The sequence below is a fragment of the Flavobacterium saccharophilum genome, from assembly GCF_900142735.1.
GTDB lineage: Bacteria > Bacteroidota > Bacteroidia > Flavobacteriales > Flavobacteriaceae > Flavobacterium > Flavobacterium saccharophilum.
In genome coordinates this window covers 578,484-604,913 of record NZ_FRBY01000003.1, presented here as the reverse complement: position 1 = coordinate 604,913, position 26,430 = coordinate 578,484, and the positions used below count along the sequence as shown (strand labels likewise).

General features: G+C 33.4%; 16 protein-coding genes and 3 tRNA genes. 9 read left to right on the top strand and 10 right to left on the bottom strand.

The genetic code is table 11. From position 1 onward, the window contains the following. Positions 1 to 250: 250 nt before the first annotated feature. Positions 251 to 1,828 (bottom strand): OmpP1/FadL family transporter, encoded by a 1,578-nt coding sequence (locus BUA98_RS12620; protein WP_072972976.1) that lies wholly within the window; start codon positions 1,826 to 1,828, stop codon positions 251 to 253. A gap of 47 nt (positions 1,829 to 1,875) precedes the next feature. Beyond that, a complete protein-coding gene (locus BUA98_RS12615; protein ID WP_072972974.1) occupies positions 1,876 to 2,850 on the bottom strand; it encodes a hypothetical protein in 975 nt (324 codons plus the stop codon). Between the two features lie 101 nt (positions 2,851 to 2,951). Here BUA98_RS12615 and proS point away from each other — a divergent pair, with 101 nt between their 5' ends. The 5 genes from proS to rpsT all read left to right on the top strand — a co-directional run bounded on the left by proS (position 2,952) and on the right by rpsT (position 5,217). Continuing rightward, the gene (proS, locus tag BUA98_RS12610; protein ID WP_072972972.1) at positions 2,952 to 4,430 is read left to right on the top strand and encodes a proline--tRNA ligase; all 1,479 of its coding nucleotides are present in this window, start codon (positions 2,952 to 2,954) and stop codon (positions 4,428 to 4,430) included. Positions 4,431 to 4,507: 77 nt separating this feature from the next. Beyond that, positions 4,508 to 4,579 (top strand) — tRNA-Glu (locus BUA98_RS12605). A 45-nt stretch (positions 4,580 to 4,624) separates the two neighbouring features. Beyond that, positions 4,625 to 4,696 (top strand) — tRNA-Glu (locus tag BUA98_RS12600). Between the two features lie 43 nt (positions 4,697 to 4,739). Beyond that, positions 4,740 to 4,811, top strand: a tRNA-Glu gene (locus BUA98_RS12595). Between the two features lie 154 nt (positions 4,812 to 4,965). Next, the gene (rpsT, locus tag BUA98_RS12590; protein WP_007803459.1) at positions 4,966 to 5,217 is read left to right on the top strand and encodes a 30S ribosomal protein S20; all 252 of its coding nucleotides are present in this window, start codon (positions 4,966 to 4,968) and stop codon (positions 5,215 to 5,217) included. Between the two features lie 159 nt (positions 5,218 to 5,376). Here the strand turns inward: rpsT and BUA98_RS12585 are convergent, their stop codons facing one another. Continuing rightward, a complete protein-coding gene (locus BUA98_RS12585) occupies positions 5,377 to 5,793 on the bottom strand; it encodes a response regulator (RefSeq protein WP_072972971.1) in 417 nt (138 codons plus the stop codon). 6 nt (positions 5,794 to 5,799) lie between these two features. Then, a complete protein-coding gene (locus tag BUA98_RS12580; protein WP_072972969.1) occupies positions 5,800 to 7,509 on the bottom strand; it encodes a sensor histidine kinase in 1,710 nt (569 codons plus the stop codon). Positions 7,510 to 7,676: 167 nt separating this feature from the next. Between BUA98_RS12580 and typA the strand changes: the two genes are divergently transcribed. Then, a complete protein-coding gene (gene typA / locus BUA98_RS12575) occupies positions 7,677 to 9,473 on the top strand; it encodes a translational GTPase TypA (protein WP_072972968.1) in 1,797 nt (598 codons plus the stop codon). A 115-nt stretch (positions 9,474 to 9,588) separates the two neighbouring features. Here typA and BUA98_RS12570 read toward each other — a convergent pair whose 3' ends face one another. From BUA98_RS12570 to BUA98_RS12555, 4 genes are all read right to left on the bottom strand, one after another. Then, positions 9,589 to 12,057: a T9SS type B sorting domain-containing protein gene (locus BUA98_RS12570; protein ID WP_072972965.1), complete on the bottom strand. Its 2,469-nt coding sequence runs from the start codon at positions 12,055 to 12,057 to the stop codon at positions 9,589 to 9,591. A 173-nt stretch (positions 12,058 to 12,230) separates the two neighbouring features. Continuing rightward, a complete protein-coding gene (locus BUA98_RS12565; protein ID WP_072972964.1) occupies positions 12,231 to 14,582 on the bottom strand; it encodes a T9SS type B sorting domain-containing protein in 2,352 nt (783 codons plus the stop codon). Positions 14,583 to 14,597: 15 nt separating this feature from the next. Beyond that, the gene (locus BUA98_RS12560; protein ID WP_072972962.1) at positions 14,598 to 15,434 is read right to left on the bottom strand and encodes an ABC transporter permease; all 837 of its coding nucleotides are present in this window, start codon (positions 15,432 to 15,434) and stop codon (positions 14,598 to 14,600) included. A 3-nt stretch (positions 15,435 to 15,437) separates the two neighbouring features. Then, complete coding sequence (locus tag BUA98_RS12555; protein WP_072972960.1) at positions 15,438 to 16,349, bottom strand: ABC transporter ATP-binding protein; 912 nt, start codon at positions 16,347 to 16,349, stop codon at positions 15,438 to 15,440. Between the two features lie 109 nt (positions 16,350 to 16,458). Between BUA98_RS12555 and BUA98_RS12550 the strand changes: the two genes are divergently transcribed. Both BUA98_RS12550 and BUA98_RS12545 read left to right on the top strand, forming a co-directional pair. After that, on the top strand, positions 16,459 to 17,511 hold the full coding sequence (locus BUA98_RS12550) for a hypothetical protein (RefSeq protein WP_072972959.1): 1,053 nt from the start codon (positions 16,459 to 16,461) through the stop codon (positions 17,509 to 17,511). Between the two features lie 228 nt (positions 17,512 to 17,739). Further along, positions 17,740 to 18,600 carry an SdiA-regulated/phytase-like domain-containing protein gene (locus tag BUA98_RS12545; protein ID WP_072972957.1) on the top strand — a complete coding sequence of 287 codons (861 nt, stop codon included), beginning with the start codon at positions 17,740 to 17,742 and terminating at the stop codon, positions 18,598 to 18,600. A 184-nt stretch (positions 18,601 to 18,784) separates the two neighbouring features. On the opposite strand, the gene BUA98_RS12540 is transcribed toward BUA98_RS12545, so the two are convergent. Further along, complete coding sequence (locus BUA98_RS12540) at positions 18,785 to 22,516, bottom strand: metallophosphoesterase (protein ID WP_072972956.1); 3,732 nt, start codon at positions 22,514 to 22,516, stop codon at positions 18,785 to 18,787. A 26-nt stretch (positions 22,517 to 22,542) separates the two neighbouring features. On the opposite strand from BUA98_RS12540, the gene BUA98_RS12535 reads away from it, so the two are divergent. Beyond that, positions 22,543 to 23,721: a Pycsar system effector family protein gene (locus BUA98_RS12535; protein ID WP_072972954.1), complete on the top strand. Its 1,179-nt coding sequence runs from the start codon at positions 22,543 to 22,545 to the stop codon at positions 23,719 to 23,721. Between the two features lie 196 nt (positions 23,722 to 23,917). Here the strand turns inward: BUA98_RS12535 and BUA98_RS12530 are convergent, their stop codons facing one another. Then, on the bottom strand, positions 23,918 to 26,284 hold the full coding sequence (locus BUA98_RS12530) for a GAF domain-containing protein (RefSeq protein ID WP_072972952.1): 2,367 nt from the start codon (positions 26,282 to 26,284) through the stop codon (positions 23,918 to 23,920). Positions 26,285 to 26,430: the final 146 nt, after the last annotated feature.

Sequence of the window (26,430 nt, the reverse complement as noted above, 5' to 3'; positions counted from 1 at the left end):
TAAATTGGAGTGCAAAATTACACTTTTTTATTCAAACACCACTTGTTTCGGTTTCTTTTAGATGATTTTTGTGAAGCTAATCTCCCGAAATTTAGGGATTCGCTAAATCGTTTACTCATTCCTCTTTGTAAAAGAAAAATCCGGGAGGTTTAAAAAGGGTATCTTACGAAGTTTTTAGGATTATCAGGGCTAAAAAAAATCCGCCAAGCCAGGCCTGACGGAAATTTCAAATTAATCTATTTTAATTTAATTACAATTCAAATAATAAAGTCAAAGAAACATTATTAAGTTTCGATGAAATGTTGGCGCCATCAGTAAAGCCGGTGGCAAAAAATCCCTGATTTGATTTTCTTTCTAAATAGGAATAAGCTAAATCTATTTTAGTGGCTCCAAAGCTATAACCTAAACCGCCTGAGTAGCTGTTTATGTCTCCAATTGTTGATCCGTTTTTGTAAGGGCTTCCTTCAAATCGGTAACCGCCTCTCAAGCTTAATCGGTTTATTTTGTATTCAGCCCCAACTCTTAATTCACCATTAGTAGTTAATTGATTGCTAATGTCTCCATTTAATCCGCTAAAGCCAGGGTCGTTTGTTGGTTTGTATTTTGTGTTTGAATAATCTTTGATCGCATAATCAACACTTATTAAGCCTGATTTTCCAAATACATAAGCACCGCTAAAAGTCCATTTGGCCGGAGTTTGTAAAGTATAGCGTTCGTAAACGTTTATAACGTTCGGGTTTATATTTGTATATAATTCAGGTCCGTTTGTGGCTTGTCTTGTTGTATATAAACTTTGATGAACTTCGTCGTAAAGTTCGTACCATGTATTGGATTCATATGCTAAACCAAGACGGAAAGCTTCTGTAACTTTGCCAATTGCTCCAAGTTGAAAAGAAAAACCGTTTCCGTAAGTATATAATTCATTATTGAAAGTTACGTTAGAGATAGTTTCTCTAGGGACTAATGGATTATCGTTAGATTCGTAAAAAGTAGTAGATTTTCTGTAATCGGTAACATGAACATTTAAATTGGCTCCGAAATAAATTCTATCCTTGTAGGATGTGGCAATATTGAAACTAACTTTACTATTGTATCCGCTGGTATACACTGAATTTTCCTGGTAATATTTTTCTCCTGAAGGGATATTGGTAACATAAGGGCTGTTAGGATTGGTTGTGTCCTCAGGATTTATTATAAATCCTTGATAGCCTAACATGGCTTGCTGTGCGGAGTAGCCTGACAAGTTTGGATATTGGGAATTAGGCAAGTTAGCACCTAGAAAGCCATATAGGTCACTAATTGATTCTCCTGGTTCAAGATTAACAAATTGTTGAGGCACGGGAGCTCCTCCATTGCTATTGTTTGCATATGCTAAGAAATAACCATCAATAGAATTGGGGTTTACTCCAGCTGAAAAAACTTCATTATTAAAGTTGTTCGTGTTTTCGTAAGTTGCTCCAATAGCAATTTTTTTCCAATTATTATTTGGGTTTCGATCATTGAAAACAAATACGCCACCAGCCTGATTTAAGATAAAAGAATTTTCTTTATCACTGGTTTGAGTTCCATTATAATTAGAATTGTTTTTAATGTTTTGATTGCTAAAAGTTACACCGGTCTGATTGTTTGTGAATATTGCAGAACCAGCAGGGTTTACGGTTAAAGAAGATAAATCCCCTCCAACAGCACCAAAGGCACCACCCATAGCTCTAAATCTTGCGGTTCCGGTTATATTGTCTTGTGCATAACGAACAGCATCTGATACTTCCTGAGAATGTGAGACGCTAAAAGTTAGTCCTGTAATAAAAAGGAAAAGTATTTTTTTCATGTGGTTAAGTTTTAAATGTGAGTTGTCTGATTAGTGAGAAGGAGAAATTATCTTCTTCCACCACCGCCACCGCCAGATCTTCCACCACCGCCACCGCCGTATGAGCCGCCGCCACCACCGGACGATCTCATGCTTCCTCCGCTGCTATTCATTGAGCGAGATGGGCTAGGAGAGTAGGATCTTGTAGAGTTACTATTGGTGTTGTTGTAACTTCTGTTTGTAGTCGTGCCAGATCTTCTGTAGTCATAACTATTGCTTTGTCCTTGTGCTGTACCTCTTCTGTTTGTGAAAGTCGGGCTTGAGTAGTTTCTTCCATTTGCACTTGAACTTCTTCTAAAGTCTGAGTAGTCTGTACGTCTATTAGTAGTGTATCCGCTTCTGTTAGTAGTATAGTTTCCTCTTCCGGCATAACTTCTGCCAGTGCTGTTATATGGGCTTCTTGTAGAATATCCTCTGGATCCGTAATAAGCTGCAGATCCTCTTCTTCCATAATTATAAGAGTAGTTATTATATCCATAACCGTAACCTGGATAGTAGCCCGGATAACCCCAGCCTGGATAATACCCAGGATAGCCCCATCCGTAATATGGATAGCCCCATCCGTAGCCGTAGCCATAACCATAATATGGGTATCCCCATCCAAAACCAATTCCCCATGACCACATTGGATCGGAGTAAACGGTTACAGATACATCTGAATTAGCGCTTCCCCAAGCAGGATAAGCTTTCGCTGTAGTTTGTGTACTGTCATTTTCTGCATAATTACCATAACTATCTACATCAGTAAATATTTCTGTAGGCTGATCGTCAGTGTCTTGTAGTGATTTAAAATAATCTTTATATTGGTTGTTTGCAGAATTGTTTGTTGATTGTGCGTATGTTCTTGTCGAACCACCATAAACGCCATCACTGTCCTGATAGGATGTATTTTGATAAGAACCACACGATGCAACTAGTAAACTCAGTAATCCAATTAAGTAAAAATGACTTGAGTTTTGGCGGAGAGAAGTAGAAGTTTTCATATCTGTGGTGTTTTTTATTGTTGCACATTACAAAAATAGTTAGTTTTGTCAAACTATTTAGTTAAAATTATTAAAACAAAATTTGTGCCAAACTATTCAATATGAGTAAGAACCTCACTACAAGATCAGAAGATTATTCGAAATGGTATAACGAACTGGTTGTTAAAGCAGATTTAGCTGAAAACTCAGGAGTTAGAGGATGTATGGTTATTAAGCCGTACGGATATGCTATTTGGGAAAAAATGCAGGCGGAGTTAGATCGAATGTTTAAAGAGACAGGACATCAAAATGCATACTTTCCTTTGTTCGTGCCAAAAAGCATGTTTGAAGCGGAAGAGAAAAATGCAGAAGGATTTGCAAAAGAGTGTGCAATCGTAACACATTATAGATTAAAGAATGATCCGGATAAACCCGGAAAATTAATGGTTGATCCAAATGCTAAATTAGAGGAAGAACTTATTGTTCGTCCAACCAGTGAAGCTATTATTTGGTCTACTTATAAAGGATGGGTACAGTCTTATAGAGATTTGCCTTTATTGATTAATCAATGGGCTAATGTGGTTCGCTGGGAAATGCGTACACGTTTGTTTTTAAGAACAGCAGAGTTTTTATGGCAAGAAGGGCATACAGCGCATGCTACAAAAGCAGAAGCTATAGAAGAGTCTGAAAAAATGATGAATGTTTATGCTGATTTTGTAGAAAACTTCATGGCAATTCCGGTTGTTAAAGGTATAAAAACAGAAACCGAGCGTTTTGCCGGTGCAGATGAGACTTATTGTATTGAGGCTTTAATGCAGGACGGAAAAGCTTTGCAAGCGGGTACTTCTCACTTTTTAGGACAAAATTTCGCAAAAGCTTTTGATGTGAAGTTTGCTAATGCTGAAGGAAAACAAGAACATGTTTGGGGAACTTCATGGGGAGTTTCGACTCGTTTAATGGGAGCTTTGGTAATGACGCATTCCGATGATCAGGGATTGGTTTTGCCTCCAAATTTAGCGCCTATACAAGTTGTGATTGTTCCTATATATAAGACAGACGAGCAATTAGCTGAAATTACAGCCGCGGTTAATGACTTAACTGCGAAATTGAAAAAGTTGAAGATCTCAGTTAAATATGATGACAGAACAACACAAAAACCAGGATTCAAGTTTGCTGAATGGGAATTGAAAGGTGTGCCTGTTAGAATTGCCGTTGGACCAAAAGATTTAGAAAATGGAACTTTTGAAGTTGCAAGACGTGATACATTGACAAAAGAGGTGGTTTCTGCTGAAGGAATCGTTACTTATGTAAATGACCTGTTAGAGCAGATTCAGGCAGACTTATTTAATAAAGCATTAGACTATCGTAATACACATATTACGGAAGTAAATAGTTTTGAGGAATTTAAGGAAGTTTTAGAAGGTAAAGCAGGTTTTGTGTCAGCTCATTGGGATGGTACTGCTGCTACTGAAGAGAAGATAAAAGACTTGACAAAGGCAACGATTCGTTGTATTCCTTTGAATAGTGTAGAAGAAGTGGGAACCTGCGTATTTACTGGTAATCCGTCAACAAAAAGAGTGTTATTCGCAAAGGCATATTAATTTTTTTTAATTTTTTTTGCATCAGGTATTGTACATCTTAAAAATAGTTGTATTTTTGCATCCGCATTAGAGAAGCAGGCCCGTTCGTCTATCGGTTAGGACGCATGGTTTTCATCCATGTAAGAGCGGTTCGATTCCGCTACGGGCTACTACTTTTTCTGCGAAATTGTTCTTAAAATACTGAGAATTAAAATGGCCCGTTCGTCTATCGGTTAGGACGCATGGTTTTCATCCATGTAAGAGCGGTTCGATTCCGCTACGGGCTACAATAATACCTCTATTTAATTATAGAAAAACTTAGAAGGATATGGTCTGTTCGTCTAGGGGTTAGGACTCCAGGCTTTCGTCCTGGTAACAGGGGTTCGATTCCCTTACAGACTACTGAATTAGTTGTAAATAAGTTTTGTAAAATAAAAGTTGGTGTCTCGATTTTTGTTTTATTAGTTAAAACCAAAGTGATTGTTTTGCAATTGTGGGAGGTTTTTCTTTTTTAACTAGTATTTATAATAATTATTACATCTAAAATTAAAAGAAAATGGCAAATCATAAGTCAGCGTTAAAAAGAATCAGAAGTAACGAAAAAAGAAGAGTTCTTAACAGATACCAACATAAAACTACTCGTAATGCGATTAAAGCATTAAGATTAGCTACTGAAAAATCTGATGCTGCTTCTAAATTATCAACTGTAATTTCTATGATTGATAAATTAGCTAAAAAGAACATCATTCATGATAATAAAGCTTCTAACTTGAAGTCTAAATTAACTAAGCATGTTGCTAAATTGTAATTAATTACAATTTCCTAAATATATGAAAGCCCTGTTTTAGAGGGCTTTTTTTGTTTGTATAAAATAGGATAAATTCTAAATAAAAAAATCCAAATTCCAATACTAAGCTTTCAATTAAAGCAATATTGGAATTTGGATTTTTTATTTTATTTGAATTTTCTAAATATCTATCTTCTTTTTAAGATATTCTAACATTGGCAAGGTAATTGGCTTTGAAAGGAAATCAATAATTATGGGGTATTTTTTTGCTTTGGCTAAATCATCAGGATCAATTGTTGAAGATAAAACAATAACACTTGCTGCGTTGCTGAACTCAGTGTAGTCTCCGGAAGTAAAATGGTCCAGGAATTCCCAGCCACCCATGACAGGCATGTTTAGGTCTAGAAAAATTAATTCGGGTTTTTTGCTTACTTTGTTTTTGTTGTTGGTGTATTTTAAGGTGTTGAAGTGGAGTAGTGCTTCTTCGCCATTTTGAGCCGTAATAATTTCATTCGAAAATTCCGATTTTGAAATTACTTTTTTGCATAGCATTAAAGTGATTGGGTCATCATCGATGCATAAGATTTGCTCAAGCATAATAGGTTAATTTTTAAATGTTATTGTAAATGTGGTTCCTTTGTTGACCTCGCTTTCGATGCTTATGGTGCCACCCATGGTTTCGACCTGTGATTTTACCAGATATAATCCTAGACCTTTACTGTCAGGATAATTGTGGAATCTTTGATATAGGCCAAAAACTTTGTCGCGGTTTCTTTCTAAATCAATGCCAATTCCGTTGTCTTTAAAAGTTAATATGGCTTTATGATCTATTTGTTCGGCCATTATTGATATTTTTAATTTTCGATTTTCTGATTTGTATTTTATGGAATTCGTTAGTAAATTTAGTAAGATACTTTCTATGTAAGCTTTGTTTGTATTTAATAATGGAACTCTGTCGAACTTGAGTTTTATGATTGGTTTGTGTAATTCTATTTGAAATGATAATTGACTAAATACGTTTTCGAATACTTCTTGTAAAGAAACTTCTTCTTTTTGCATTGAAGGATTGTCTTTAATAATAATGACTTTTACCAGGTCATTGATTGTTTCGTTTAGCAGGTGTGTCGATTTCGTGAATCCCGCAATGATCTCTTCGAGTTCAGTGTTTTCGACAGGTATGTCTTCAATAAGATTTAAAAGACCGATTAAATTGGAAAGAGGGGCTCTAAGATTGTGTGATGTAATGTATGAGAATTGTTTTAAATCCTTATTGTTTTGTGTTAATTCGCGAATAAGATGTTCCTTTTCTGTTTCCAGTTTTTTCTCATCGGTAATATCTCTTTGTATTGAAATCCAGTGTGAAATTACGCCTTCATTATTGAAAATTGGAATCATTGAAAATCGAACCCAAAATTCTTCTTTCTGTTTAGTGTAGCTAATGGTTTCTATTAAACATTCTTCTTCATTTTTTATAGCTCTTAATAGTTTTTTTAGTTCTTCTGAATCTGATTTTGGTCCTTTGAAAATATTTGGAGATTTTCCTATTATTTCATTAGACTGGTATCCTGACATTTGAGAAAATGCAGGGTTTACGTAAACAATCTTCGGAATCCTGCGGGCTACGGAATTTGCTTCTGTGATTAAAATAGAGTCTTTAGATTGTGTAATTACAGTTTCTAAAAGTTTTAATCGTTGTTCCTCTTCTTTTTGTTTTGTGATATCCTGGATCGCTCCAATCATTCTGATGGCTCTTCCTTTTTCATCTTTTAATAAAAAGCCTCTGTCTAATACATATTTATAAGTTCCGTCGGCACATCTGAAGCGATATTGATCCTGCCATTTTTCGGTTTTTTGCTCAATGAATGAATATAATTTTATAGACATCCTAATGCTGTCTTCAGGGTGAATTTTATCAAACCACCATTTTGAAGTTTTGCCAACATCTTCCTGGTTATAGCCAAATATCCCTTCAATACCTCTGTTCCAGCTGATGCTGTCTTCCTGAATTTTCCAGTCCCAAATGGTGTCGCTTGTTGCTTTGGCTACAATATCATATTTTTCGTTAGATTCTTTAATTTCTTCGTTAGTCTGTTTTAGTTTTTCAAAAACAGATTTATTTTTGACTTCATTTTTAGAGAGTATATATTTGAATACCAGTCCTGTGGCTAAAATAAAAAAAATATCTTTGGCAAGGAATAAATTATAGTTTTCTGTTGGTGAAAAGTAAATCGTGAGTAATTTATGACAGATTATAGTCATAAATAACGAAATGATAATATAAATCAGAGTAATTTGGAGAGTTTTACTTTTCATCACTCAAATATAGTTAAATTAACGATAATTCAGCAATTATTGAATGTCAATTTGACAGTTAAATTTACATTGTTCAGTGAACTAATTAGTTGGATATACGCAAACTATCAAAGAAACGTTTTTTATATCAAAATAAAGTGTACCTTTGCACCCATTAAAAATCACAGATGGAATCTATTAGAAACATTGCAATTATTGCCCACGTCGATCACGGTAAAACCACTTTGGTTGATAAAATTATGTATCACTGTCAATTATTTCGTGACAACGAAAATACAGGTGATTTAATTCTTGATAATAACGATTTAGAGCGTGAGAGAGGAATTACTATTACTTCTAAAAACGTATCAGTTCAATATAAAGGAACAAAAATCAATATTATCGACACTCCAGGCCACGCCGATTTTGGAGGTGAAGTAGAACGTGTATTGAACATGGCCGATGGTGTATGTTTGCTAGTGGATGCTTTTGAGGGTCCAATGCCACAAACTCGTTTTGTACTACAAAAAGCTATTGATTTAGGTCTTAAGCCATGCGTAGTTATTAATAAAGTAGATAAAGAAAACTGTACTCCTGAAGAAGTTCATGAAAAAGTTTTTGACTTAATGTTTGAATTAGGTGCTGAAGAATGGCAGTTGGATTTTCCAACAGTTTATGGTTCTGCTAAAAACAACTGGATGTCTGATCATTGGGAAAACGTAACTGATAATGTTGAAGCATTATTGGATATGGTTGTTGAAAATGTGCCAGCTCCTAAAGTTTCTGAAGGAACACCACAAATGTTAATTACTTCTTTGGATTTCTCTGCCTTTACAGGTCGTATCGCTATTGGTCGTTTAGAAAGAGGTGTTCTTAAAGAAGGTATGCCAATCTCATTAGTAAAAAGAGATGGTACTGTATCTAAGTCTCGTATCAAAGAACTTCATACTTTTGAAGGACTTGGTCGTAAAAAAGTACAAGAGGTTATTGCTGGAGATATTTGTGCAATCATTGGAGTTGAAGGTTTTGAAATTGGTGATACTATTGCTGATTTTGAAAATCCTGAAGGTCTAAAAACGATTGATATCGATGAGCCTACAATGAGTATGTTGTTTACAATCAACGACTCACCTTTCTTTGGTAAAGAAGGTAAATTTGTAACTTCTCGTCATATTAGAGAAAGATTGACAAAAGAATTAGAGAAAAACTTAGCGATGAAGTTAGGTGAAACTGATTCTGCAGATAAATTCATGGTTTTTGGCCGTGGAGTACTTCACTTGTCTGTTCTTATTGAAACAATGAGAAGAGAAGGGTATGAGTTACAAATTGGTCAGCCACAAGTTATCATCAAAGAAATTGATGGTAAAAAATGTGAGCCAATTGAGGAATTGACAATCGATTTACCAGAATCACTTTCTGGAAGAGCAGTTGAATTCGTTACAATGCGTAAAGGAGAAATGCTTTCTATGGAAACTAAAGGTGAACGTATGATTGTAAAATTTAATATTCCATCACGTGGAATTATTGGATTACGTAACCAATTACTTACTGCAACAGCTGGTGAGGCTATTATGGCACACCGTTTTATAGGATATGAGCCTTACAAAGGAGAAATTGCCGGACGTAACAAAGGTTCGTTGATTTCTATGGAAAAAGGAAAAGCTATTCCTTATTCTATCGATAAATTGCAAGATCGTGGAAAGTTTTTTGTTGAACCAAATGCTGAAATCTACGAAGGTCAGGTAATTGGAGAAAACTCTCGTGGTGATGATATGTGTGTGAACGTAACTAAAGAGAAAAAACAATCTAACGTACGTTCTTCTGGAAATGATGAAAAGGCCAGAATTATTCCTCCAATTATTTTCTCTCTTGAAGAAGCTTTAGAGTACATTCAAAAAGATGAATATGTAGAGGTTACTCCTAAATCAATCCGTTTAAGAAAAATTTATTTGACTGAAACTGATAGAAAAAGATTTAAAATCTAATATTTAAATTTTCAATATTTAAAATCCCAAATTCCAATTAAGGAGTTTGGGATTTTTTTTTGGAAATTTTGCAATTAGAAATTTACGGTGTTTGAGAGATCGGAATTTCTGCGCATTATCTTTTTAAGCTAAAATGACCTTTTGCTTCCCGATTATCTTCTAGTTTTAAAGTGTACCAGTAATCATCAGCTGGGAGAGGATTGCCAGTAAATGTTCCATCCCATCCTAAACTTGAAGGTTGAATTTGTTTTAATAATTTTCCATAGCGATCGTAAATAAGTATGATGGCATTTTTACTGTTTTCGTTTAGTCCCTCGATATTCCAGTAGTCGTGATAACCATCATCATTTGGGGTGAAATATTTTGGAGCTCCAATTACTGCAGTCGTTTTATGTACAGTACCACAATTTTTCTTGTCGTTTACATACACTTCATATATTCCAGGCTCCACATTATTGAAAATGTTAGATTCTTGAAATGGACCATCGGGCAAATTCAAACTAAATTCATAATCGCCTTTTCCAGATACATTTACTGTGATTTTATTTTCGTCTGATAAATCAATAATTTCAATGTTTTGAATAGTTGCTGTGTTCGATTCAAAAACCTCTATAATTCTCGTTTTGGAACAATTTGTTTTATTGGTTACTATTACTGTATAGATCCCCGTTTTGGTGACATTCAAAACAGAAGTTGTTTCATTCGGGATTGTTGTACCGTCTTTGGTCCATTTGTAGGAAAAATTGTTTACTGAATTATTAATTATTCCAGCGTCTAAATGCACTTGATACAAAGTGTTGTTTTCGCATACATTAGTACTTGTATGCGATTGTATGTTTGGCAATTGATTAACCTCTAGTTTTATTTTACTAATTCCAAAACAACTATTTTGTTCTTCAACCCGTGCAAAAACAAATTGGTTGTAGGGTGTTTCATTGTGGTAGGAAGCAGGATCTGTAATCTCATTTTGTTCTAATAAAGCATTGTTTTCATTAGAGAAATATTTTATATTTTGTGTTGTATTATACGGAATATTCGCCTTGGTTAAATCAAATACATGAATTCCATCTTCGAGGCCGTCATCATCACAGGCTGGATTAATAAAATATTCTGGCAATGTAATTGGATTTGTTTCTAAAGTTACAGTTGCAATACTCCAGCATTTAGTATCTAAATTGGTTATTTTGGCAAAAAGGGTTTGTGGATTTATAGTATTATGAAAAGTTACGTCAAGAGGATTTTGGTTATTTGCAGCATCAAAATTACTAAGAAAAAACTGTGTTGATAATTTTGAATCGTTATTAGTCAATTCAGCATTGGCCTGATCTAAATTATATAACACTAGTCCCGTTTGATTTTTGCTTGAATCACATTGAATTAAAGTGGTATGTGTTACAGGGGGTAGTGTATTTACTATTAATGAAATTTTCTGTGTCGTTGTACAGTATTTGTGGTTATAAGCTTTAGCGTAAATATATTGCTGATTTGGAGTTGTATTGTAAAAGGAGTTTACGAGCTCATTTGAATTTGTATTGGCATCGTTTAGAGCTGCATAATATTTAATAACTAAACCATCTTTCTCTGCATTTGGGAAAAGTGTTTCTGTAATATTTTTGAGATAAAAAACAATTTTTCCATTTGTACTGCTTCCATCACTCGAGTCATCACAATTATTAACTGAAGTAATAGGAAATTGAAGTTTGTTTTTAGTGACCTTTATTGTGAATTCTGTTGTTGAAAAACACTTTGTTAATGTATTTGTTAATCTCATGTAAATTTGCTGACTAATTGATGTGTTTGCAAATGCGCCGGGATTTTGAATGGCATTCTCGCCTGTGATTACATCATTGGCAGTTGTGTGAAATGTAACCTCTATATCTTGCAGGTTATCAACTGCAGCTTTAATGTTTGGAGTTAAATCAAATACAGTGGAGTCATCATCGATAATATCAGTATCGCATTTTTCGAGATCGAACGTGGTGCCAGGCTCCGGAGCTTTAAAAGTTGGTGGATCAAATAATAGTGCTGTTCCAGTCCATTTTATTGAGAATTTTGCGGTACCTGAAAATCGAGAAATCACAATAAAATAGCTATCGTTGTCATTTGTATATAGCCATCTGACAAAACCATTTCCAGTATATCCTAAATCTTTGCAATCATCTCTTGTGCCAATTCCGTCAAAACTTTCAGTTGCTGCACCATCCATTCCTGTGGTATTATTAGGAAGATTTGCGGCCACTGGACTTGTATAAGAGTATCGTATTGGAGTCTTCAAATTATCGCATGATACATTAGGGCCAAATACAAAAAAATCAAAATCAACATCCAGATTCTTGTTTTCAGGAGTTAATATAAATCCTAATGTTCCACCCTTTTTTACATCGATTTTTAACCAAAGACTATTGTATTCTCCGATTTTGCAACGACTAATATTGCTGAAATCTTCAATTAAGCCAGTTCCTTCAGCTGTCAAATCAGATAAATTGCTATTTCCACAAACCGTTATCATGTCGTGACAATCATTTTGCGCATAAAATAGGTTTGAAGAGAAAAATAAAAGCAAAGAAATTTTAACTAGATTCATCTTATAAAAATAAGATGCAAAAATAAGATAATGTGGATGTTATCTTATTTTTCAACACTGTTGTTTGTTGAGCGTTTTGAGCTTTATGTTGAATTTTTATAATTATTGTGTTAAAAAGAATGTTATTTTTTAATTTTGTTATTAAAAAAATGATGTTAATAGTTTTTTTGATTTTACCTTTTTAAACTAAAATGACCTTTAACATTTTTGCCGTTATCAAAAGTTAAAGTAAACCAATAATCGTCTGAAGGTAGTTCCTGACCATTAAATTGTCCGTTCCATCCAGTGCTACTTTTGTTCATTTGTTTTAATAATTTACCGTAACGATCAAAAATAAAAATTTTATAATCAGGAAGCAGATTAGAATTTTCAATTGCCCATAAATCATGATAAGTATCTCCGTTTGGTGTAAAGTATCTTGGGTAGTCTAAAACAATTACCTGAAAAGTATTAGATGGTCCGCAACCATTTTTATCACTTGCAATTGCATTGTAAATACCTGGTTTTACGTTGTTGAACATTGGGTCGTACTGAAAGTCCTGGCCATCTATTGAGAATTCATAATTTCCAGCTCCGGTATACTCGAGTAAAACCGAATTGTCATTAGCAGAAAAATCCTTGATTACTGCGCCAGTTATGGTTGCAGGCTCTGATAAAATAACTTTGAAAGTTTTAGTTTGTTTGCAGCCATTAGCGTCTTGTACGGTGACCAAATAATCGCCGGCATCATAGGCTATTAGTGAATTAGTGTTATTCGTAGGGTCAGTATTCCATGAATAGCTACTGAAACCTGGGTCGACAGTTAATGGAATATTGCCATCTTTACATAAAATTACTGACTCGTCCTCAAAATTAGGTGGATCAAAAGTATTTACAACAAGTGTTATGGGTGTGATATCATAACAATCTGGCCCGTTTACAACTCTCGCATAAATCGTCTGGGAAAAAGCGGTAGTGTTTTTAAAGATATTAGGAACGGCACTGGTTTCAGTTACTGCATCAATTGCAGTTAAATAATATTGCACAGTTAGCCCGTTTGGTAATCCGAAAACGATTTGAGGAGTTGCTAATGCATTCAGATCAAATTGATAAAAACCATCCTGAATTCCATCTTCGTCGCATGTTATTATTGGATTTTGGTTTGCTACAGCTGTATTTGAAATTTGTAGTGTTACTTCGGCAATTTTATAACAGCCGTATTTATTTTCTAATCTTGCAAAAACAACCTGATTAGGTGATTTATTTTCGTATTTATCAGGAGTTAAAATAGGATTTGTTTTTGCTTCAGCATTGGCTAATGATTCGTAATATCCATTATTTAAAATTTCGGAATCATTATTTTTTACAATGTTATCTGCTTTGGTTAAATTGAAAATAGATATCCCATCTGTATTATCATCACATTGTACTACAGTAGTATTTGTGGAAGAAATTTCCGGAGCATAATCAATTTTTATTTCACCAGATAATATACATGTTGTACTTATAACAGTTGCTTCAACCTTGTAGGTTCCGGTTTCTGTAACTTCAAAAGTTGAATTTGTACCCAGAATGGTAGCAGGATTGTCTTTTTTATACCATTTAAACGTATAGTCTGTAGGAGAAAGTTTGCTGTCTAAAAGGATTTTTTCTTTAAAACAAGCGGGATTATTGGTTGCCATTGTACGATCTTCTCCAAGAACAATTTTTGAAGCAAAACTGCCTGCTTCGAGGAAAATTGCCGAATTTTGATATCGAACGTCAGCATCGCCGATTACCAATTTTACATGGTATTTTTTTCCTGTAATCACAGTGCTTTGAGCAGTCATAACAATAGTTTGTCCTGCATAATTTATTGGACTAGTATTGGTGTTTAATCCATTAAAATAGCTTGCATTTGAAGCTTCACAGCCTGTATAAGAAATGCCGCCAGGTCTTGTCCCTGGTTCAATTTTCGGATGAATGTTTATAGATGAAACTGGTATACTGGTATTGGGTATTACAGCTAAATTTTTATACGGATCAGTACTTTCTGCTTCTTTTATTAAAAAAGCAAATCCGTCGGAATATTGGCAAGGATAATTATATTGATATTCATTTGAAGCAAAAATATAATTAAAGCTTAATAAACTTGTGTAAGCAATAAAATCAAACTCTAAAACTGTAGTATTCAGAGAATTAATGCTGAGTATCGCATCGAGATCGCTGTCATTACCCCACTGAGGACTATCGCCAGCACCTTCATTTGCATCACTAAGAAATGGTCCAACTGCACTTTGAGCTGTTGATGTTACTAAAACAATACCTTCATTAAAAGGAAAACTAGTTCCGTTGTTATTAAAATAAGCAAAACTTTTTTTTCCCGGGGTAAAAGTGTCTCCGCTACCAGAAAAATTTGAAGCGGAGGCACAAGAGCTATTGACTAAAGTGTTTTCAATAAGTTGTTGCGGTGATCTTTGATCATCAATAGTTATGACCTGTGCATTTATCTTTCCAGATAGACAGCATAAAAATAAAACGATTAAGAAACTTTTTACCTTATTCATAGTATAACAAATATACTATAAATCTCGATTTTTTAATAATTTGTAAGAGAAGTAAACAAATAAGAATGTCCAGACTAAAACAATTAAAATGGAAGAAAAATGAACATCATAATCTTTTATGTCATTAACTCCCATTTGTGTTCCGATGTTTCTAATTACAGATAATCTTGTAAAAGGCTCAACAATTAAATTAGACATTGCTTCTAATGGAAAAAACTTCATTATAGTATATCCTATAGTGCTTTCGGGGAAGATTTTAAAAACTAAAACTCCTTTTGCGATGGCCTCAAAAATACTCCAAACCAATAAAAATCCTAAGGCAAAAGCAGAACGTTTTACTAAAATCCCAAGAAATAAACAGAAAGAGAAGAAACCGGTAAGTTTTACAAAAAAGGCCAAAAGATAATCTAAATCACTAAAAACAATTCCGAATTCTGTGTAAGATGAAAAACTCAATCCAAGAATCAAGCTCATAACGAAAATGAAAATAGTTGAAAACAAAGCGAAAACAACTACTGTTAAGAATTTGGATAAAATGAATTCTTTTTTACTTAGTCCGTCAATTAAGTTTTGTTTTAAGGTACCATAACTATACTCATTTGCCATCATGGAAACGATTACAATTGCTAAGAAAAATTTAAGCCATGCGGCGATATAGGTATTAAAGTGCCAAATAAAAGGAAAGTTGAAAATTCCCATTTCGGCTAGATGAAATTTAATTACGCCAATGTCAAATTTTATAGACGCAATTAATGCAATGAAAGAAAGTAGAATAAAATAGGTTAAGGTAAGAACACGGCTGGCTTTGTTTTTCCAGATTTTTTGAAGTTCTATAGAGATAAGTCTGTTCATGGTTTAGTTTTTTTGGATGGTGGCGTTTTTTGTTAATTCTAAAAATTGTGCTTCTAAACTGTTTTTGCGTTTTACTAAATGGCCTAAAGCAATATTTTTAGAAAATAAAAACTGATTTAATTCTGAAGCTGATAATTCTGATTTTAAATACACCAAAACTCTTCCGTCTTCGTCAGCAATTCTGTCTATTGCAGGATGTTCTTGTAAAGCTGTTTTCAAAAGTAAATTGTCATCGGCCTGAACTTCAAAGAAACCTTCATTTGCCGACATTCCGTCAACTGAACCGGAATATAAAATTTCTCCTTTTCTCAGTACAATTACGTGTGAACATACTTTTTCTACTTCATCTAATAAATGAGAAGCCAATAAAATGGTAGTTCCCTGTGAAGCGATCTTTTTAATAATATCACGAATCTGATGAATTCCCTGGGGATCTAATCCATTTGTTGGTTCATCTAAAATCAAAATTTCAGGATCGTTCAAAAGTGCCGAAGCAATAGCTAAACGCTGTTTCATCCCTAATGAAAAAGTACTGAACTTGCTGTCTTTTCTTTCCGTCAATCCAACCAAATCAAGTTTTTCATTGATTTTAGCGTAGTTGATGCTTTTTATTTTGCACACCAATTTTAGATTTTCTTCAGCCGTCATATACGGGTAAAAGTTAGGTCTCTCAATAATAGCTCCCACTTTTTTCAACGCTTCATGTGTTTGCATTTGGCCGTTAAACCAGCGATAATCGCCTGAACTTCTGTTTACAACACTAAGTACAATTCCTAAAGTAGTCGATTTTCCACTTCCGTTTGGGCCTAGAATTCCATAAACACGGCCTTTTTGTATTTCAAAAGATACATTTTTTAAGGCCTGAATGCGCCCGTATCTTTTACTAAGATTTTCAATGGTAAGAATGGTTTCCAAATTTATTTCGGTTTTAGTTTTTAGTATGACGATCCAACTTGTATATTGTTACGCTAAATTTATTTATATCGTGCGATTCATGTAAATTTGTACTAAAGATATTTAAAAAATGAGTGAACCTTTAATGGTTTTAAAAAAACCGTCTTATCCTTTAACACCTTCTCTTTTAAGTTATTTAGAACGCTACGAACGGATCTCAAAAGTATCTGTGTTCTATGATGATTTGCTGCGATTTGCCGGTTCTATAAATGTCTACGATAAAAATGAAACGGATACTTTATGGATTCGCGTTTATTACAGTGAATTTGAAAGAAATGAAATTGACTTAAATCTTAAAAAAATCTATTCCCTTCTGCATTCTGATGGGAATAGTGAGATTATTCAGTTTCTAAATATTGATGCAATAGATTATTGTACTTTCGGAAACTCAAAACCTTTCCGAATTAAAGTCCGAAATATTCTCAATGATAATTACGTTCATTTTTATATTAAAAAGGCAGATGCTTCAAGAATTTATGGTTTAGAATTAGAAGATATTCTTTCGCCTGACAAAATCAATTTTCTGGTTTTTAAGGATACTTTAATCGAAGAACATATTATCGGAATTCCGGGTGATGTTTTTATGGATACATTACTAGATAGCTGTACCGAAACTGAAAAGTCTCAAATTGCAAAAGAGTTTGTGAAATTCAATGAACGCTGTATGATTCGTCTTTTAGGAGACATGCGTGCGTATAATTATGTAATTGTCCCGATTCATGATTTTGATCAGGTGGTTTATAAAATACGTCCGATCGATTTTGATCAGCAATGTTATGAAGGGAATTTTAAAGTTTATCGTCCACAGTTTTTCAAGGAAAATTATCCGATGATAAAACTGATTAAGGAGAAATTAGAAGAACGTTCGATTATTCAATATAAAGATGAAGAAAGGGCAATTCTGGCAAAACGTATTCATTCTGCCGAGAACAGAATTAAAAAACTATTGAATATAATGTGTCACGATACCATTTCGACAGAGGAACATCTTAATCAACTAAAAATGGAATTGTACCGTTATACCAATGATATGAAGTTTAAAAATGCCAAATCAATGGGACATATTATGTTCGCAGCATTTGAATTTATTACTCGTAACTTTAAAAATACAAACCTGATTTAAATTGTGATTGTAAAGGCCGCAAAGGGTTTATGCAAAGTTTTATTCGCATAGCTTTGCGAACTTATTAAAGCAATTGTAAACACATCAATAAAAAAAACTTTTGCGTGCTTTGCGGTAAAATTAACTGCAAACAAAGTCCGTTAAGATTTACATAAAGCTCTCAAAGCTATTGTTTGAAATGCTTAACTTTAAGTGCACAAAGGTTTTAATTAAACTAAAATAAGATTTATGAAAAAGTCTCTTTTATTGATAGCTTCTGTTTTTTTATTAGCTTGTCAACAACAATCGGATAATGATTTAAAAACACTTTATTCGCTTCCAAAAAAATTAAAAGAAGTGTCTGGAATTACTTATTTTCCTGAAAAGAAACTAATTTATACTTTAGAAGACAGCGGAAATAAAAATGCTATTTATGCTATAAACTCTGAAGGCAAATTAGATAAAACGATCACGATTTCAAATGCAAAAAATGTAGATTGGGAAGATATTACTAAAGATAAAAACGGGAATATTTATATTGGCGATTTTGGAAATAACGACAATGAACGAAAAGATCTTTGTATTTACAAAGTGAATAAAAATCAGCTTAGTAAAGATCAGGCTTCCGCCGAATATAAAATTTCATTTTCGTATCCGGAACAAACCGAATTTCCTCCAAAGAAAAAAGAAATGTTTTATGATGTTGAGGGCTTCTTTGAACACGGAAACTACTTTTATCTTTTTACAAAAAACAGAAGTAAGGGGTTTGACGGAACTGCTTTTATTTATAAAATAGCAAACAAGCCCGGAACTCAAAAAGCAACTAAAATAGGTGAGTTTAAAACTTGTAATAATTACAATCATTGCGTGTTAACCAGTGCAACCATTAGCCCTGACGGAAAAAAAGTAGTGCTGTTAAGCCATGATAAAATTGTCTTGTTTAAAGGTTTTAAAGGCGATTTATTCCATAAAGGAACTCAGACAGAAATTAGTTTAGGTAATTTTTCTCAAAAAGAAGCGATCGTTTTTAAAGATAACAACACTTTACTTATAGCCGACGAAAAAACGAATAAAGTAGGAGGTAACCTTTACGAGTTCAAATTAAAATAGTCTAAGTTTCTGAGATCCTAAGTAGCTAAGATGCTAAGAAAAAAGTTAGCCACGAATTCACGAATTTTTATTACAAATAATTCGTGAATTCGTGGCTAAAAAAACCTTTGTTACTTTGAGCCTTTGCAACTTTGAACCTAAGAAAAAACCTCAGAACCTTAGCATCTCAGAATCTTAGCAACTTTTAAAAGCTATATGCCGCACCAAAAATAACTCTTCCCACTTCATCAGGAGATTGGAAATAAGAGATTCTTGCTGTGATCACATTGATGGCATTTAACCAAAGTCCACCTCCGTAATCCTGATGCCATTTTTTAGAATCTTCACCGTCAAGCCATATTCTTCCGTAGTCAAAACCACCTAAAATACCATAGGTTAAAGGCGCAACAGTACGTTGAATTTTACCAATAGTATATCTTAAATCAGAACTCTGAGAGAAATAAGAGTTTCCTAAAAAGCGGTCATTTCTATAACCACGTAAATCAGTATCTCCTCCTAGAGCCGCACCATGATAAAAGTCAAAATTATTATTTAAAATGGCTTTTCCTTTAAAAAGTGTAGCCAAAACTAGCTTTCCATTATGATCAATTCGATGCGTAAAACCTAAAATACTTTCCAGTGTTGGGAAATTTTGTTTCGTATCATTTAAATTGGTTTGCCAGGTTGCTGATGCCATAAAAGCGATTCCCAAAGTTGGTTTAGATGCAAAATCAGCATTTTTAAATAAATATTTGACTTTTAAGCCTCCATAGTTCTGACTATCAAAAACAATTGGGTTCACTATATTCGGAATATCAATATATCGGTTTTCTGTCTCTTCAACTGTCATTCTCTGGAAAATAGGCTGTACACTAAATTCGCTTCCATAGCGTCCTACATGTCTGATGGCGCCGGAGATGTTAAACTTTCGAATTCTTACACGATTATAGTCTAAATCGTCTTCATTATCATATGGAGTTTCATTTCCGAATCCAAAATAGTTCATTGCAAAATTTGGTGTTGTATATAAGGATTCAACATCAATAACCCATTTCCCTAGCAAACCCGGAAAATGTGCAACATAATTAAATTCTAAACCTCCTGTAGCAAAATAATAAAAAGCATTTAAAACATGTCTTTGAGTATACGGGTTTTGCTTGAAGTTATTTACAGTATAGTTCAAATTAATTCCCAATTTTACTCCGTCATCAGGGTTGAATCCAATATTTGGTAATCCTGAAACCACATTATATTTTGGTTTTTCGTAATTGTATAAGTTAACATCGTAATCATCTGTCAACTCGGTTTTGGTTTTAGAATCTAAATTATAAGTGTTTTCTTTTGATTTAAAATCGTAAACAATAACTTTTCTTCCGTTTTCAATGTTGTAAATATCATTGTTTTGACCTCCAATCAAACGGATTTTAATAGCAGACTTTTGTTCTCCGGTAACCTGAAAAACATCGGCATCATCTAAACCATAAATCCATAGATTTTTAGTTTTTTTGTCATTTACAGTTTTGGTGTAAATCAATTCATCACCATCTTTCTTCATTCTGTAAACCTGAATTTCGATACTTTTACGGCCATTATGATTCAAAACGAATTTATCTTTTTTGTCAGTTCCGGCAATCATGACCGTTTTATCAAGAACATCTGAATATTCCGAAGCATATTTCTGAAGCTCTTTTTTTCTGCTCTTTAGTTTTTGCTTGATGTCTTCAATTGTTCCGTCCTGAACTTCTTTAGGTAAATTTTTAAATGCATTATCAATGTCGCTGTCCGATAAATTTTCCTGAATATATTTAGCTTGTTCAATCCAGTCTTTTTCTTCTGCTGTTTTTAAGAAAGCTAAATCTAACGGATAAGGTTCTCTATTAAGCCACTTTACATTATCGATTTTGCTTTTAAAAGTTCGCATATGACGAATCGCCGGAACGTTCATTAAGAGTGAAAGTAAAGTTCCGTCGTATTTAGGGAAAGCCTGATCGCGATCGCGTGGAATAGGCGTATAGACCACTTTGTCACCAATCTTGTGTTCTGCCCAACGCCATTGATCACTATGTCTGTCCCAGTCGCCAATAAGCATATCAAATAAACGAACCTTTATATATTCTTTTTGATCAACTGAATATTTTTCGTCTTTGTGAAGGTTCATCATCATGTCATCAGTGCTAATAATATTGGTTGGTTTGCCAAAGTTTTTTCCGTCAAGATGATTGTCTGCAGGTCTCTCTTCAACCATATATAGTTGGTCACCAAAATTCGAATTGAATTCTTTCAGTCCATTTTGTTTCGGAATATAATATAAAACCGGATTGGTGTGTAAAAGCCCCAATTGATCAGACAAACTAGCTATTGCAAAAGGTGTGTAAGGATGCGTTGTAGTATAAAAATCCAAAAGAAAATCTTCTGCATAGGTTTGATCAAAATCATTTACAACATATTGGTCCTTAAAAGCAACTGATTGCAAAAATACGGTTGCACTTTTTTTCATTGCACGCATTACATATTCTCTTCCTTTTGGATCAGACATTCTTAAAGAAACTGATTGATGTCCTCCGCCTTCACGAATAGGTTTTAAACCACCTTTTAAAGTGTCTAAAGTAGCTGTTCTGGCTTCAATTGGCATGCTGTAATATTTTCTGTAATGTTGACCGAACAGGAATTTATGAAACAAACCCTTATCCGTCATTTTAGTTGAATAAATAGAAGTCGTAACGGTTGGCGGAAACTTATTGTCTACAGTTGCAGCCCAGTTAATTTCTTTAGCTTTGATAATTTCACGTTCAAAAAGCATTTTTTCATGATTGTTTTCATTTCCAAAGAAAGCCACTTTCGCATCACCACTTTTAAATAAGGTTAGTGTTGCATATCCATTACCACCATATGAAAAATCATTTGGATTTATGGCTCTCGCCGCTTCAGATTTGGAACCGGCACCGCTAATAATCTGCGTGATGTTTTCATTGTTTATATATTGGAGATTGTGATCATGTCCGGATACTACAATAACATTTTTCTGGCCTTGCAAGAGCGTTTTAATTCGCTTAGCATAAATAGTATATTGTTTGTTTTGAAGATCTTGTGGACTTACCCCGGAAGTCTTTCGAAGTAAATTAATAAAAGAACCTATTACTGGTAGTGGAATCTTTTTCTCTAAAGGAAACAATTGTTTTTCCCAGGAATACTGCCCTCCATGTGATCCGTTGCTTAATAACGGATGATGAATGGCTAGAACAACTGTTTTTTCCTGATTTTTATTTAAAATATTTTCCAGCTCGTCAAAAAAAGCCTCACGTGTTTTAATGTCACAATTGTCGTTTATTGTTGGATGGTTGTCCCAATCCTCCAGAAACCATTCACTGTCAACGGTAATTAAGGTGGTTGTACTATCAATTTTTACATCTTCAATTGGACAACTTTTTCTAGGAAGGAATGCTTTTTTTTCATTGAGGTATTTGGTCACAAATTCAGCCTGATTTTCTAAACCTTTTATACCGCTGTACCAATCATGGTTTCCGGGAATTACAATGGTTTTTCCCTTAAAACCTTTAGTTAATTTTAATTGATTGGTTAGTTTGGTTTCGGCCAAAGCTTTTTGTGAATCATTTTTATCAGCAGGAAAACCTTTCGGATATATATTATCACCTAAAAAAACCAAAGTCGATTTTTTATTTGCTTTTTTTAATTTTTGATGCAATAATTCTAAGGTTTGCTGCGCCTGTTCTTCATCTGCATTTCCGGCATCACCCACTAAAAAAAGCGTGTGGGCAATTTTTATCGTGTCTGTTGCGTTCTCCGTTTCGTTAGCGCTTACATTTTTGCCATATTGAGCTTTATGTGTCGCACAAGAATTAAGTAAAAACAGTAAGGTTATTACAAAAGAATACGTTTTAATCTTCGTAATAAAATGGTTATACAAAAACAATTTCATAATTTAGTGGTATAAAAATATTCTCAATGAATCTTATAGAACAATCCGAAGATTTCGTCAGTAATTTACTCAAAGATAAACTTTCTAATTTATATTCTTATCATAATCTCAATCATACTTTAACAGTTGTTAGTGCTGTAAAAGAGTTATGCAAAAAAGAGGAAGTTAAAGGAGAAGAAAAAGAACTTCTTCTTGTGGCAGCTTGGTTTCATGATACCGGATACATTGTAGGTTTTGAAAATCATGAAAAGGAGAGTGTAAAAATTGCGACTGCTTTTTTGAAAGAGAAAGATCAATCTGATGATTTTATCGAAAAGGTTTCTACCTTAATTCTGGCGACTGTTAAAGAATATATTCCGAAAACACATTTGGAAAAAATTATAAAGGATGCTGATTACGCACATCTTGTTGGAGCTGAGTATGAAATTACCTGTGAGTTATTGCGTCTGGAGCTAAAAAACGCTTTAAATGTTTCCTATTCGAATACAGAATGGGCGAAAGAGAATTTGAGTTTTTTAATGAACAAACATCGTTTTTATACTGATTTTGCATTGAAAAAATGGCAGCCTCTAAAAGAAAGAAACATACTTTTTGTGCAGAAAAAAATTGAAAAACAAGAACAGAAAGAAGCTGATAAAATTGAAGAAGAGAATAAAAAGAGAGATAAAGTCGAGAAACCAGATCGCGGTGTTGATACTTTATTCCGCGTAACTTTAGGAAATCATACCCGATTAAGTGGTATTGCTGACAGTAAAGCGAACATTTTGTTGTCAGTAAATGCTATTATTATTTCTATTGCGCTTTCATCGATTATTCCAAAACTAGACAGTCCGAAAAATGCGCATTTAGTGATTCCGACTTTTATTATGTTGATTTCTAGTGTTGTGACCATTATTTTTGCTATTCTTTCGACACGTCCAAAAGTAACTTCTGGTTTTTTTACACGTGATGATGTCGAAGCAAAAAAAGTGAATTTAATGTTTTTTGGGAATTTCTATAAAATGCCATTGGTAGAATACGATTGGGCGATGAACGAAATGATGAAAGATCGTGATTATCTGTATTCAACCATGATCAAGGATTTGTATTATCTTGGATTGGTTTTGCAGCGAAAATACAACCTTTTACGAATCGCCTACAATATTTTTATGGTTGGACTAATCGTAACGGTAATCTCGTTTGTTATTGCTTTTAAATCAATTTAATTGTGGTTAAGAATTTTAAACACATAGAAACATAGATACTGAGAATCTGGTAAAGGCGTTTCACTAATCTAAAAACACATAGCTATGTGTGAGAAACATGTTTCTTTTATATATCCTTTTTTCAACACATAGAATCTATGTTTTCTATGTGTTGAATTAAAATTTTAAACAGAAAATTCAAAAAAGCTCAACTAAATTAATTGAGCTCATCTAATAAATCCTGATAGGTAATTTTTTTTGCCGGACTTGCTGTATTGTTAATCACTTTGACACGAATCGCTCTTAATCCTGAAACACCCTGAAGATCTTCAACTTCAAATTGTTCGATAGCGGGTTCCAGAATTTTTTTGTGCTGTAAATATTTGATATATTTCAAATACTCCGTTTCTTCGTTATTTTGAGAATAAACAATTGTGATTTTTTCTTTTTCTGTAATTCGTTCTTGTGTGCCTTTGATATTCGCTTTGTCAATTCGTTTTTTCACGACTTCATATCTGGCATTGTAAGTGCCGTCAACATCAAAACGTTTTTCATCCATTCTAAAACGAATCGAAAGTGGTGCACTGAAAACCAAAATTAAAGAAGTCACATCCAATTCGTATGGTAGTGATTCCTTAAGCTGATGATGCTCTAATTCCATTTCGCATAAAGTCTGCAATTGCCACAAACGTAAATTGTGCAAATACATAATATCAAAAGGTTTTGTCGGCGCAATTGAGGCTCCAATGTACAAATTATGCTCAACACCATCTGTTTTAAAACGTTCGTAATAATGAGGGTAAATTTGCTGTGCGTCCAATTGTTTTCTATCTAGAACAGAAGCTAATTTCTTATTGATAATAGACATTGCATTATCAAACTTCTTTCTCTCCTGATAAAATAAACCTGTTTTTTCATCTAAATTTTCAAAATACAATTGTTCTAATTTTTCATTTTTAGCAGAACCTTTTGTGTTTTTTAAAATCGGATGAATTTCTTCTTCAATATATCTTTGAATATGTTGCTCTGTATCTGCTTTTAATGGAAAATCCAATTCGTTTCGAAGGGACTCCAACTCAAATTTTCTTTGTTCCAGCAGCACCAGATTCGTATTTGGTTTCTGATTATCAAAAATTTCCAAAAGGGTACTCAGCTGACTTTTTAAATCTCTTTTTACTGTTTCATTTCGATGTTCAGATGAACCTTTAATATCGATTTGACCGTATAATGGATATACATTTTTAAAGACAATTTCTTTAAAAATATAATCTTTTGAAGGATTGTTATTTTGGAAGTAGTTTTGAGATTCTTTTCTAAATTTCCAATAAACACTAGGGTGTATCGTAGTATATTCACGTTGAATGATCGCTTCAATCTGGTGTTGCATATCCGTATTATAACGATCGATAGTATCTGTTAAATAGGGAAGGACCAATTCAAGTTTTTGAGCATTCACGCTATTTAGGGCTCTTGAGTTTGAAGAAACCAATTCTAAAACACCCAATAAATGATCGTCTTTTATAACCGGCGCAAAAATACAGCTTTGAATATTTTGACTTAGTAAATGCTCACCCAATTTTCTGTTTGGAGATTCTGCTATGAATTTGTTTACATTCGAAATAACAAACGGCTCTTTATTATTTAATAGATTTTCAAAAGAACATCCAAAGAAAGCATTTTTACAATCTATTTCCTGATCGTGTGAAAGTAAGAAACTCTGCAACTGACTTTCTAATTTTGCAGGTTTAACAAATTTTTCTTCTTCTGTATTGTAAATAATGAAGCCTACTTTTAAATCAGGAATTTTAAATATTGATCTGAAAATATTAGCTACAACTTCATCAGTTGTCACAGATTCTCTATCTTTTTTCAATAAGTTACTTTTCAAATTAGAGATAGAACTTTCTGTAGTGGCATCAAACAAAGAAACAATTCCAAAACCTTTTAATATCCAGCTTCCTTTCGGGAATTTAGATTTCCAAAGTTCAAGATCATCATAGTTGTCAATTAAGTTATCAATATCATCCTGAGTTAATTGTATTGCATTTTCTGTTGGAGTAATTTCCATAAAATCTGCATTGTACAAAATTCGATAATGTTTTTCGATACCTTCTTCATCCGGAATGTCATAGAAAAAAGGTCTGTTGAAATCGATGTGTTGTTTGTAATAACTGCTTAGAATTAAACAACAGTTGTTGATATAGAATTGATGATCATCAAAATCACGAATTTCCATATAAAACTCGTCACCGGCATTACGAAGAATTTTTTTGAAACGCTCTGTATAATTAAAAGATATATTTTGAAAAGGAATCGTAACGGCTTTTATTTCATTTTGAGTTAAAGCTGTTGGGAATAAATCAGCTAAAATATATTTGATTAAGCCTTCATTGTTTTTAATTATGGAATAATCCTCAATTCCTGTTCTTAACTCGGGAATTGATTCTATTTGTTGTAATATAGCCTTAGCATAGTTTGCACGATAGTCGATATTTGAGGAAGCTATTTCTTCAAAAGATTCGATTAGCTTGTGAAAAGAAATGATAGTTTTAAAAGGACTTTCGTTGTGTAAATGAATATCCATCTTATTTTGTTTTTAGAGTTACAAATTTAAGCAAAAATTAAGAATCTTTTGCATTTTGCCATTTGTTTCGTTTATAGTGTTATAGGCAATAGTTCTTTTATTTGGCTATGATATGTTTGAAATTATTTTCAGAATGTTTTGGTTAT

What these genes read in the sequence shown, in the direction of transcription:
- BUA98_RS12620 (WP_072972976.1), bottom strand. Translation starts at nt 1,828, where the DNA reads ATGAAAAAAATACTTTTCCTTTTTATTACAGGACTAACTTTTAGCGTC.
- BUA98_RS12615 (WP_072972974.1), bottom strand. Translation starts at nt 2,850, where the DNA reads ATGAAAACTTCTACTTCTCTCCGCCAAAACTCAAGTCATTTTTACTTA.
- proS (WP_072972972.1), top strand. Translation starts at nt 2,952, where the DNA reads ATGAGTAAGAACCTCACTACAAGATCAGAAGATTATTCGAAATGGTAT.
- rpsT (WP_007803459.1), top strand. Translation starts at nt 4,966, where the DNA reads ATGGCAAATCATAAGTCAGCGTTAAAAAGAATCAGAAGTAACGAAAAA.
- BUA98_RS12585 (WP_072972971.1), bottom strand. Translation starts at nt 5,793, where the DNA reads ATGCTTGAGCAAATCTTATGCATCGATGATGACCCAATCACTTTAATG.
- BUA98_RS12580 (WP_072972969.1), bottom strand. Translation starts at nt 7,509, where the DNA reads ATGAAAAGTAAAACTCTCCAAATTACTCTGATTTATATTATCATTTCG.
- typA (WP_072972968.1), top strand. Translation starts at nt 7,677, where the DNA reads ATGGAATCTATTAGAAACATTGCAATTATTGCCCACGTCGATCACGGT.
- BUA98_RS12570 (WP_072972965.1), bottom strand. Translation starts at nt 12,057, where the DNA reads ATGAATCTAGTTAAAATTTCTTTGCTTTTATTTTTCTCTTCAAACCTA.
- BUA98_RS12565 (WP_072972964.1), bottom strand. Translation starts at nt 14,582, where the DNA reads ATGAATAAGGTAAAAAGTTTCTTAATCGTTTTATTTTTATGCTGTCTA.
- BUA98_RS12560 (WP_072972962.1), bottom strand. Translation starts at nt 15,434, where the DNA reads ATGAACAGACTTATCTCTATAGAACTTCAAAAAATCTGGAAAAACAAA.
- BUA98_RS12550 (WP_072972959.1), top strand. Translation starts at nt 16,459, where the DNA reads ATGAGTGAACCTTTAATGGTTTTAAAAAAACCGTCTTATCCTTTAACA.
- BUA98_RS12545 (WP_072972957.1), top strand. Translation starts at nt 17,740, where the DNA reads ATGAAAAAGTCTCTTTTATTGATAGCTTCTGTTTTTTTATTAGCTTGT.
- BUA98_RS12540 (WP_072972956.1), bottom strand. Translation starts at nt 22,516, where the DNA reads ATGAAATTGTTTTTGTATAACCATTTTATTACGAAGATTAAAACGTAT.
- BUA98_RS12535 (WP_072972954.1), top strand. Translation starts at nt 22,543, where the DNA reads ATGAATCTTATAGAACAATCCGAAGATTTCGTCAGTAATTTACTCAAA.
- BUA98_RS12530 (WP_072972952.1), bottom strand. Translation starts at nt 26,284, where the DNA reads ATGGATATTCATTTACACAACGAAAGTCCTTTTAAAACTATCATTTCT.